The sequence below is a fragment of the Streptomyces sp. XM83C genome (assembly GCF_023072675.1).
Classification (GTDB): Bacteria; Actinomycetota; Actinomycetes; order Streptomycetales; family Streptomycetaceae; genus Streptomyces; species Streptomyces thermocoprophilus.
This window is the reverse complement of record NZ_JALLGL010000219.1, coordinates 1-10,440: the sequence shown is the minus strand read 5'-3', so window position 1 is coordinate 10,440 and position 10,440 is coordinate 1. Positions and strand designations below refer to the sequence as shown.

11 protein-coding genes are annotated in these 10,440 nt (G+C 72.8%); 9 read left to right on the top strand and 2 right to left on the bottom strand.

The features are described 5' to 3' along the window. The first annotated feature begins 592 nt into the window (after positions 1-592). Entirely contained in the window at positions 593-1,414 is an 822-nt protein-coding gene (locus tag MTQ10_RS22010) for an AfsR/SARP family transcriptional regulator (RefSeq protein WP_247471154.1), read from the top strand. Positions 1,415-1,436: 22 nt separating this feature from the next. Here MTQ10_RS22010 and MTQ10_RS22005 read toward each other — a convergent pair whose 3' ends face one another. Continuing rightward, the gene (locus tag MTQ10_RS22005) at positions 1,437-1,670 is read right to left on the bottom strand and encodes a DUF6059 family protein (protein ID WP_247471151.1); all 234 of its coding nucleotides are present in this window, start codon (positions 1,668-1,670) and stop codon (positions 1,437-1,439) included. 363 nt (positions 1,671-2,033) lie between these two features. Between MTQ10_RS22005 and MTQ10_RS22000 the strand changes: the two genes are divergently transcribed. From MTQ10_RS22000 to MTQ10_RS21990, 3 genes are all read left to right on the top strand, one after another. Further along, a complete protein-coding gene (locus MTQ10_RS22000; protein ID WP_247471147.1) occupies positions 2,034-3,011 on the top strand; it encodes an aromatase/cyclase in 978 nt (325 codons plus the stop codon). A gap of 93 nt (positions 3,012-3,104) precedes the next feature. Beyond that, the gene (locus tag MTQ10_RS21995; RefSeq protein WP_247471144.1) at positions 3,105-4,916 is read left to right on the top strand and encodes an acyl-CoA dehydrogenase; all 1,812 of its coding nucleotides are present in this window, start codon (positions 3,105-3,107) and stop codon (positions 4,914-4,916) included. A 119-nt stretch (positions 4,917-5,035) separates the two neighbouring features. Continuing rightward, positions 5,036-5,986, top strand: coding sequence for a 4'-phosphopantetheinyl transferase family protein (locus tag MTQ10_RS21990; RefSeq protein WP_247471141.1), 951 nt, complete (start codon positions 5,036-5,038; stop codon positions 5,984-5,986). Between the two features lie 25 nt (positions 5,987-6,011). Here the strand turns inward: MTQ10_RS21990 and MTQ10_RS21985 are convergent, their stop codons facing one another. After that, positions 6,012-6,476, bottom strand: coding sequence for a nuclear transport factor 2 family protein (locus MTQ10_RS21985; protein ID WP_247471138.1), 465 nt, complete (start codon positions 6,474-6,476; stop codon positions 6,012-6,014). A gap of 164 nt (positions 6,477-6,640) precedes the next feature. On the opposite strand from MTQ10_RS21985, the gene MTQ10_RS21980 reads away from it, so the two are divergent. The 5 genes from MTQ10_RS21980 (at position 6,641) to fabG (ending at position 10,398) form a co-directional block, all read left to right on the top strand. After that, positions 6,641-8,125, top strand: a complete 1,485-nt coding sequence (locus MTQ10_RS21980) for an FAD-dependent monooxygenase (protein WP_308404588.1) — start codon at positions 6,641-6,643, stop codon at positions 8,123-8,125. Between the two features lie 45 nt (positions 8,126-8,170). Further along, complete coding sequence (locus MTQ10_RS21975; protein WP_247471136.1) at positions 8,171-8,866, top strand: antibiotic biosynthesis monooxygenase family protein; 696 nt, start codon at positions 8,171-8,173, stop codon at positions 8,864-8,866. Positions 8,867-8,891: 25 nt separating this feature from the next. Beyond that, a complete protein-coding gene (locus MTQ10_RS21970) occupies positions 8,892-9,221 on the top strand; it encodes a TcmI family type II polyketide cyclase (RefSeq protein ID WP_247471133.1) in 330 nt (109 codons plus the stop codon). A gap of 103 nt (positions 9,222-9,324) precedes the next feature. Then, positions 9,325-9,600 (top strand): phosphopantetheine-binding protein, encoded by a 276-nt coding sequence (locus MTQ10_RS21965; protein WP_247471131.1) that lies wholly within the window; start codon positions 9,325-9,327, stop codon positions 9,598-9,600. A gap of 12 nt (positions 9,601-9,612) precedes the next feature. Further along, complete coding sequence (fabG, locus tag MTQ10_RS21960; protein WP_247471129.1) at positions 9,613-10,398, top strand: 3-oxoacyl-ACP reductase FabG; 786 nt, start codon at positions 9,613-9,615, stop codon at positions 10,396-10,398. Positions 10,399-10,440 lie beyond the last annotated feature (42 nt).

Sequence of the window (10,440 nt, the reverse complement as noted above, 5' to 3'; positions counted from 1 at the left end):
CCTCCCGGCCCGCCCGTCATGCAGCCGCACCGACGGGTCCACAGGCCCCGCCGAGCGCGGCGCCTCCCCGCACCTCCACGCGGCATCTCCGCCGCGGCCCCCCGGACGCCTCCGTACGCGCACATCCGGCAGAGCGCGTGGGACCTGCGCAGACGCGCGCGCAAGGCCGCACACAGTAATTCCCGGGTTGGTTCCGCCCGGTGCTCCGATTCGGTGGGCGGGGAAAACGAAAGGTGAAATGGCGATTTCCCCGCCCATCGCCCCGGACTCCCCGGTTGAACGGTCGGGCATATTCGATTCCGGCTCCAGCGCGGGTCCGGGACACTCCGAGTGAATGTCATGCGGCGTCCGCGGATCACCGTCGGCGCCGACGGCTCCACAGCCGTCGGAAAAGGGGATGGCACGAAGGCCGCTCAATGACTCCTCGACGACCTGAGAGGAGCGGGTCGCAGAGGGATACGGTGCGCCTCGCGCATTTGTCGCGGGAACAAGCATCCGGTACCCGCGTGGCGCAATATCGACGAATCTCGGCACCGATTCGCACATCGGAGCGGAAACCGAGCGCAGCCGTTGAGGTACGGGGAGGGAAACCATGAAGATTCGTGTTCTGGGTCCACTGACTGCCGACGTCAACGGGATGTCGATCGTCCCGACCGCGGGCAAGCCGCGCCAGATCCTGGCCCTGCTGGCCCTCTACCCGGGCCGGGTCATGCCCGTGCCCACGCTCATGGAGGAGATCTGGGGCACCGACCTGCCCCAGAGCGCCCTGACCACCCTGCAGACCTACATACTCCAGCTGCGGCGCCGGCTCGGTACCGCCATGGGGCCCAGCGCCCCCGGCACCGCGAAGGACGTGCTCGCCACCCGGCACGGTGGCTACCTGCTGCAGATACCGGCCGAAGCCGTCGACGTCCACGCGTACGAGAGCCTCGTCGCCGAGGGCCAGCAGGCGTTCGAGAAGGGTGACGACGAATCGGCGGCCCGCGCCTACCGCCAGGCGCTGGACCTGTGGCAGGGACCCGCCCTGGTCGACGTACGTGTCGGGCCGGTGCTGCAGATAGAGGCGATGCGGCTGGAGGAGAGCCGGCTCGTCACCCGGGAGCGCCGCATCGACGCCGACCTCAGACTCGGCCGGCACGCCGAGGTCACCGCCGAACTGATGGACCTGACCGCCCGGCACCCCGAGCACGAGGGGCTGCACTCCCAGGCCATGGTCGCGCTGTACCGCTGCGGCCGTCAGGCCGCCGCGCTCGACGTCTACCACCGGCTGCGCCGCCGCCTGGTCGACGAGCTGGGCGTGGAGCCCTCACCGCAACTGCAGCGGCTGCACCAGGCGATGCTCGCCGTCGACCCCCAGCTGGACGTGGTCTGCGGCCCGCGCCGCACGTCCACCTTCGACTTGTACGCGGCCTGATCCCGCGCCGCCGCCCGGTGGGTCAGTCGGCCGGGTCCAGCTCCTTCAGCAGGGCGCGCTCCAGCGCGGTCATGGGCACGTCCGGGCGCAGGCGCTCGGGGTGACCGGGCGGGGGCTCGGACAGCGGCCGGGCGCCGTCGTCCTGGCCGAACCCGCCCGCCGCCTGGAGACTTCCGAAGGACACCAGGCACTCCCACACGCCGGCCGCCAGAGCGCGTACGGCGCGCCGCACGCGCCGGGCACCGTGAAACGCCATCACCACTCCTTCGGGCGCGGACCGTCGTACGACGCCCGCCAGGCTCGGTACGGCCGCTCGTGAAATGCCTGACATTCGCTGGAGCGGGGCGTACCGGGCCCTTCCGGCCGGCGCCCCCTCCCGGCCGGTGCCGATGCCGGTGCCGGCTCCGGCCGGTCGCGTCCGGAACGAGCCGGCATCGAGCGGAAGCAGCCCGCGCACCGGCGCGTCACACCGTCCTGCTGATTCGAGCGACCGTCGAGCGGCGTACGAGACGTCCTCCACCCGATCGGGACACAGTCCATAACGAGCCTGTACTGGCCGTGCCGGCCGCGGGCGCCCCGCAGCCGGCCTTCCGGACGTCCGAGAAGAGGGGTGTGGTGGATGTACCTCGCGCCTGTGCACCGTATGGCCCAGCACGCGGAGGTGGACGCCCCGGCCGGCGTGCTCTACGGCCTGATCGCGGACGCCCTGCGCTGGCCCGTATTCCTGCCGCCCACAATCCACGTCGAACAACTGGAGTTCGACGGGGAGTCGGAGCGGCTGCGGATGTGGGTCACCGCCAACGGCGAGATCAGGTCCTGGACCACGCGGCGCGTCCTGGACCCCGTGGCCCACCGCATCGACTTCCGCCAGGAAGTGCTGCCCCGCCCCGTGACCTCCATGGGCGGCAGCTGGACCGTCGAGCCGCGCGGCGCCGAACGGTCTCTTGTCACCCTGCGCAACGACTTCGTCGTCACGGGCAACGCGCGCGCGGACGTCGACTGGGTCAAGCGGGCCACCGCCGCCAACACCCGTGCGGCGCTCGACAACCTCCGGCAGCTCGCCGATCGCTGGCGCCGCCTGGACGACCTCGTGCTGTCCTTCGAGGAGTCGGCGCACATCGACGCGGCCGTCGAGCCGGTCTACGCGTTCCTGCACCGCTTCGGCGACCGGGCCGACGCCGTGCCCGGGGCCACCAGGATCGACCTGACCGAGAGCGCGCCCGGTGTACAGCTGATGACCGTGGAACTGCGCGCGGCCGACGGCACGACGCGCACCACCGAATCGGTGCGGATCGGCTTCCCGCACGCCGGACGCATCGTCTACAAGGACATCCGGGACACCGAGCAGCCCGCCCTGCTCGCCGCGCACACCGGGGAGTGGTCGGTCGAACCCGACGCCTGGGGCACGGGCGTCACCGTCGTCGCGCGCCACCACGCCGTGCTCGACGAGGACGGCGTACGGCAGCGGTACGGCGAGGGCGCGCAGGCGGTACGCCACGCGCGGGAGGCGCTGCGCGCACGGCTCGCCGGGCAGAGCGCCGCCGCGCTGCGGCTGGCCAGGGAGCACGCCGAGGGCGCACTGGCCCGTGGGGTCTGAGCCGCGCGGCCGGCCCGGCCGCCGCACCCCTGCCCATCGCGCTGAAGGCGCCCGTCCAGCACCGGCCGGGCGGGCCGACGTTGGAGGTCCCACGTGCATGACAGCCTGACCGCGGACACCGGTGCACCCGGTTCCCCGGCACGGCCCGCCCCCCGCCACCCCGGCCGGCTCCCCGCCGACGGTGCCGCGCGGGCCCAGTACGTCGAGGACCTGCTCGGCGATCCCCTCGCCGACGACAACCCGCACGGCCAGCGGGCACTGCTCGCCGCCGACGAGCGGCGCGAGGCGCCCGCGGCCACCGAGGAACTGCTCAACCGTTACGGCCTCGCCGCGGAGTTCGTGCCCAGGGAACTGGGCGGACGCCTCGACGGCGTCGAAGGGCTCGCGCAGGTGCTGCGGCCGGTGTTCCGGCGGGACGTGGCCCTCGGCTTCGGCGCCGGAATGACCGCCCTGTTCGCCGCGTCCGTGGTGTGGAGCGCCGGCGACGGACGCCAGCGCCGGGACACCGCGCGGCGACTGCTCGGCGGCGGCCGGATGACCATCCTGCACCGGGAGTTCGCCCATGCCAACGCGATCCTGCGCGGCGAGTACACCGCGCGCCCCGCGCCGGGCGGCGGCTACGTCGTCGACGGCCGCAAGGAGGTGGTCATCAACGCCGACCGCGCCGACGCCTTCGTCGCCTACGTGCGCACCGCCCCCGGCGACGGGCCCGACAGCCACTCCGCGTTCCTGCTGGAGACCGACCGGCTTCCGGCGCACGCCGTGCACCGGCTGCCGCGCGCCCGCACCCACGGCATGCGCGGCGCCCACTACGCCGGACTCGACCTCGAACAGTGCCCCGTCCCCGCCGACGCCCTGATCGGGGAACTCGGCGAAGGGATCTCCCTGTCCCTGCGCACGTTCCAGGTCAGCCGGTCGCTGGTGTCCGGCGGCGCCCTGGTCGGCGGAATGGACAGCGCGCTGCGCTACGCCGTCCGCGCGGTCAGCGAGTCCCGCCGCGGCCTCGTGCTGCGCGGGCGCCGCGGCCGAGTGCTCGCCGGGGTCTTCGCCGACCTGCTCGCCTGCGACAGCCTCGCCGTCACCGGACTGCGGCTGCTCGACCTGGCTCCCGAGCACGCCCTCGTGCCCTCGGCCGCCGTCAAGTACGCCGTGTCCGCGCTCCTCCACGAGGACCTCGACGACCTCGCCGCGGTGCTCGGCGCCCGCGGCTACGAGCGCGGCCCCGCCTACGGGGGCTTCCAGAAGCTCGTGCGCGACCTGCCGGTCGCCGGGCTGGGACACGCCGGGACCGCCGACACTCAGGCCGTGCTCGTCCCCCACCTGCGCACCCTCGCCCACGCCGCCTGGCGCGGCGAGAGCGGACACGAGGCGCCCGCCGCGCTGTTCACCCCCGGTGCCCCGAGCTCCCCGCTCGACTTCCGCCGGCTCGCCGCCGAGCCCTCCGACCCGCAGCGCGGCTGCGACGGCCTGCTCGCCGCGCTGCTCGGCGCCGCCGCCCGGCTCGACGGTCGACGCTCCCGCGGGCCGCGCTGGGCGGCGCTCGCCGACCTGGCCCGCGCCTTCGCCGCGGAGGTGCACAGCCTGGCCGACCGGTGCGCCACGCTCTCCGGGCGCCCGGACGCCATGGCGCCCGCCGCCTCCTACGTCCTCGTCGACCGGTACTGCCTGCTGCTCGCCGCCGCCGCCTGCCTCGCCGTCTGCGAGAACGCCGGCCCCTCGGCGGCGGACGGCGCCCTGCTCGCCGAACCCGACTGGGCGCTGCTCGCGCTGAGCCGGTTCGGCCGCCGCCTCGGCCTGGAGGTGCCCGAACTGCCGGACGGCGTCGCGCTGGACCTTGCCGCCGGGCTCGTGGACCGGTACCGGCGCGGGCGCAGCTTCGACCTGTACGGGATGCGGCTCGCGTGAGACCCCACCACGACAGAAACGATTCGGTGCCTGTGGGGGGCGCCCTGACGCCCGCAGGCGCCCGCCCGGCGCCCCGAGCGACCGCCGGGCCGCAAGGACCACAGAAGGAGGCGAACGCCATGCAGCCCATCGAGCCCACCGACCCGCGCAACGGCGACGCCCGCGACCGGGACGGGACAGGTGCCGGTGTTCCCGTCGCGCCGCACGGTGCGAGCGGCCTCGGTACCGTCGCCACCGCGCACGGCTGCGCCGTCGCGCCGCCCGTGCACATTCCGCGTCCCGACAGCTCCTGGCTCCGGGTCCGGGAGAACCTCCTGGACCGGGGGGCCACCGTGGCGTACGCGACGTGGACCGAGTGGCTGCCCTCGGTGCTCACCACGCCGCGCCTGCGGGCCCTGCTCGGACGTGACTGGGACCGCTACGCCGACACCCAGGACCCGGTCGTCCGCTGCCGGTTCGCCGCCTCCCGGCTGCTCATCAAGTACACGGCAGCCGCCGCGCTCGGCATCGACCCCGGGGACATCGACATCGCCTACCGGCTCGGAGGCCGCCCCTACCTGCGCGGACTCGACCAGGTGGAGGTGGGTCTGACGCACACCGGTGAGCTGATGGCCGTGGGCATCAGCCGGCTCGGCCGGATGGGCCTGGACGCCGAGCGCGCGGACCGGCGCTTCGACCTCGACCTGATACGGAACCGCATCTGCACCCCCGTGGAGGCCGCGGAGCTGGACGCGCTGCCCGCCGGCCAGCGGGCGGCGTGCCTGCTGCGTCTGTGGACGCTGAAGGAGGCGTACACCAAGGCGCTCGGGCAGGGCATGCGGCTGCCCTTCACCGAGTTCGGCTTCGACCTCGGCCCCGGCGGCCTGCGCACCCCCGACGGCACCGAGGCCCTCGGCGACGAGTGGGCGTTCGCCACCCACCTGGTGCTGGGCCGCTACCTCATCAGCGCGGCCTGCCACGACGCCGGGCTCGACCCGGCCGGCGACACCTCGGTCGGCACCATGCTGGACCGGCGCCTGCTCACGGCGATGACCTCGCCCGGGCAGGACACCGGGGGAGCGGACATCTGACCCCGCGGGTCTCGGGGCCGGTGACTCAGGTGCGGGACGGGGGCTCGCCCTCGGTGAAGAGGACGTGGAACGACAGCTCGGTCATGCGCCAGCCGGCCGGAGTCCTGCGGGCCGCGCCGCGCGTGAGCGTGCCCGCGCGGAACAGGGCCGGCCGGTCACCGCCCGGATGGTGGACATGCGTGGTCAGCACATTGGCGCGGAACACGGCCCGGTCGCCGTCGACGGCCACCACCGGCGGCGAGCCCAGGTGCTGGGTCCGCGCGAACGCCGCGAGGGAGGCGCGGTGCCACTCGGCCAGCCCGGCGCACCCCGCGTGGCGGCTCATCGGGAAGGTGACGACCGCATCCTCGGTGAACAGGCTCCGCGCCCACGCGTCGTCGAGTTCCTCGTCGTCGAGTGCGATCAGGTAACGACCCAGCAGTTCCCCGACCAGAGCGGCGTCGACGGTGTCGGCGGTCGCGGCGGGGACGGCGGAAGGAATGGAAGTCACCGCCCGAGCATGGCGCCGGCGCGCCCGCGGGACCAGGTTCCTGCGGAAGATCTGACATTCCCGACGGAGTTCTGTAACGGATTGCGCGAAGCCTGTACCGCATTGTCTTTACCGTTCTCCCGTGGCCCGGCAATACTCGTCAAACACCAGTCGGGAGAGGGCAGATGAATACCTTTGACGCGGACGTGCTCATAGTGGGAGCAGGACCCACCGGACTCATGCTCGCGGGCGAGTTGAGTCTCCATGGAGTTTCCGTCCTGATCGTAGACCGGCTCGCCCAGCCGATCAGGGAATCCCGTGCCCTCGGGTTTTCCGCGCGGACGATCGAGGAATTCGCTCAGCGCGATCTCATTTCCCGACTCGGTGACGTCGACGTCATTCCCTTCGGTCATTTCGGCGGTGTGCCGCTCGACTACCGGGTCGTTCCCGGCGGCTCCTACGGCGCCCGCGGCATCCCCCAGTCCCGCACCGAGGGCATGCTGGCCGGCTGGATCGCCGAGCGCGGTGTCGAGGTGCGCCGCGGCGTCGAGGTCACCGACCTGGTGCAGGACGACGACGGGGTCACCGTCACCGTCGCCACCGAGGACGGCACCGGCACGCTGCGCGCCCGCTACGCCGTCGGCTGCGACGGCGCCCGCAGTGTGGTGCGCACCCGCGCCGGCATCGACTTCCCCGGCACCGCGCCCACCGTCGAGCTGCGCTTCGCCGACATCGCCGGCGTACAGCTGCGCCCCCGCTTCAGCGGGGAGCCGGTGCCCGGCGGCATGGTCATGGTGCTGCCGCTCGGACCGGACCGCGCCCGCGTCATCTACTACGACCGCGCCCAGCCGCTGCGCACAGGCCCGGCCCCCATCACCTTCGATGAGGTCGCCGAGGCCTTCCACCGGCTGTGCGGCGAGGACATCAGCGGCGCCACACCGCTGTGGGTGTCCTCCACCACCGACGTCAGCCGCCAGGCCGCCCAGTACCGCAAGGGCCGCGTCTTCGTCGCCGGCGACGCCGCCCACATCCACCTGCCGATCGGCGCCCAGGGCATGAGCGCCGGCATCCAGGACGCCGTCAACCTCGGCTGGAAGCTCGCCCTCCACCTCAAGGGCCTGGCCCCTGAGACGCTGCTCGACACGTACCACACCGAACGCCACCCGGTCGGCGCCCGCATCCTCGCCAACACCCTCGCCCAGCGCACCCTCTACCTCGGCGGTGACGAGGTCGACCCGCTGCGCCAGGTGTTCACCGAGCTGGTGCGGCACGAGGAGGTGCAGCGCCACCTGGTGGGCATGGTGACCGGGCTCGACATCCGCCACGACGTCGGCGGCGACCACCCGCTGCTCGGCCGACGCCTCGCCGACCGGGAGGTCACCCGCGACGGCGTCAAGCTGAGCGTCCTGTCCCTGCTCGGCTCCGGACGCGGCCTGCTGCTCGACCTGGCCGACAGCGCTGACCTGCGCGCCGCGGCCCGCGGCTGGTCCGACCGGGTCGACACCGTCACCGTCCAGGGCTCCGAGGACGACGCCGGCCTGGGCGCCCTCCTGGTCCGCCCCGACGGCTACATCGCCTGGATCGGCGGCCCGCACGACGGCCCCGGCGCCGCGACCAGCGGCATGCCGCTCACCGTCGCGCTCGACCGCTGGTTCGGCCCGGCCGCCTGACCGGAGCCCTCCCACCGCACGTCCATCCCCGAGAAGCGAGGAACCATGCCGATCATCTCGACCGAGGACAACTACCTGACCGTCCTCAACCTGTTCACCACCGACACCCCCGAGCACCAGGACCAGCTGCTCACCGAGATGGGCAAGATCGTCAACGCGGCGGCCTACGAGGGATGGATCTCCTCCACCGTGCACGCCGGCCAGGACAGCCCCGGCACCGCCAACCTCATCCAGTGGCGCAGCGGCGAAGACCTGGAGAAGCGGTACGCCGGCGAGGAGTTCAAGCACCGCACGCTGCCCGTCTTCCGCGAGATCACGACGGCGATCCGGCTGCTGCAGAACGAGATCGTCTTCACCCAGACCCACCCGGATCTGGGAGGCCGCATCGAGGTCTCACCGGACCGCGACGACTACACCGCCATCGAGGTCCACCGCGTCGCCGAGGCCGACCAGGCCGACCTGATCAAGCTCCTGGGCGAGGACCGGCACTGGCTGGTGGACGTGCCCGGCTACCGCTCGCACGCCGTCTTCAAGGGCCTGCGCGCCATGTTCGTCGAGGGCGCCTTCGTCGTCGTGTACTCGCAGTGGGACAGCAAGGAGAGCTACGACGCCTTCCGCGGCCTGCCCCACGCCGACAAGCCGGAGGCCCGCCGCGCCAACGACGAGCGCATCGCCGAGCTGACGATCGAGAGCGACTCCAACACCTACCGCGTGGTGCACACCCGCGCCGCGGGCGAGTGACCCGCGCACCCCGAGGAGCGAACCTATGCACAGCACGCTGATCGTGGCCCGTATGGCGCCCGGTTCGAGCGCGGACGTTGCCAAGCTGTTCGCCGAGTTCGACGCGACGGACATGCCGCACCGCATGGGCACCCGCCGGCGCCAGCTGTTCGCCTTCAACGGCCTCTACTTCCACCTCCAGGACTTCGACGAGGACAACGGCGGCGAACTGATCCAGCGCGCCAAGGACGACCCGCGCTTCGTACGGATCAGCGACGACCTGAAGCCGTTCATCGAGCCCTACGACCCCGCCACCTGGCGTTCCCCGGCCGACGCCATGGCACAGCGCTTCTACCGGTGGGAGGCGTCCGCCTGAGCAGGGCGGAGCCGCCGTACCGCCGTCACACCGGGGCACTCCGCCCGCGACCCACCCCACAGATCAGCAGGGGCACCACCCCCGAGAGCGAAGGAATCACCCCATGGCCATCAGCCAGTTCACCCTTGAGGACCTCCGGCGGATCCTCCTGGAGGCCGCAGGCGCCGACGAGAACGTCGACCTCGACGGCGACATTCTGGACACCGCGTTCGCGGTGCTCGGCTACGAGTCCATCGCCCTGCTGGAGACCGGCGGTCGCATCGAGCGCGAGTACGGCATCGTCCTGGACGACGACGACCTCAGCGAGGACCTGACGCCGCGTCACCTGATCGACGCCGTCAACGCCCAGCTGGCCCTGTCCGGCGCCCAGGCCGCCTGAGGGGAGTACACCGTGTCCGACACCACCGCGAGGGTCGCCCTCGTCACCGGCGCGACCAGCGGCATCGGCCTCGAGGTCGCCCGCCTGCTGGCCCGGCAGGGCCACCGGGTGTTCATCGGCGCGCGCAACGCCGACAACGTCGAACGCACCGCCAAGGCGCTGCGCGAGGAGGGCCTCGACGTCGACGGCCGGCAGCTCGACGTCCGCGACCCCGACAGCGTCAAGGAGTTCGTGCGCAGTGCCGTCGCCGCGTTCGGCACCGTCGACGTGCTCGTCAACAACGCCGGGCGCTCCGGCGGCGGCGTCACCGCGGACATCACCGACGAGCTGTGGGACGACGTCATCGACACCAACCTCAACAGCGTCTTCCGCATGACCCGTGAGGTGCTGACGACCGGCGGCATGCGGGCCAAGGACCGCGGCCGGATCATCAACATCGCTTCCACCGCGGGCAAGCAGGGCGTCGTCCTGGGCGCCCCCTACTCGGCGTCCAAGCACGGCGTCGTCGGATTCACCAAGGCGCTCGGCAACGAGCTCGCCCCGACCGGCATCACCGTCAACGCCGTCTGCCCCGGCTACGTCGAGACACCGATGGCGCAGCGGGTGCGGCAGGGCTACGCGGACGCCTGGGGCACGACCGAGGACGAGATCCTCAAGAAGTTCCAGGCCAAGATCCCGCTCGGCCGCTACGCCACCCCCCAGGAGGTCGCCGGACTGGTCGGCTACCTGGCCACCGACGCCGCCGCGTCCATCACCTCCCAGGCCCTCAACGTCTGCGGCGGCCTGGGCAACTTCTAGGCCGCCGCAGACGTTGAGGGCCTGGGAGGTGATGGACGCGGC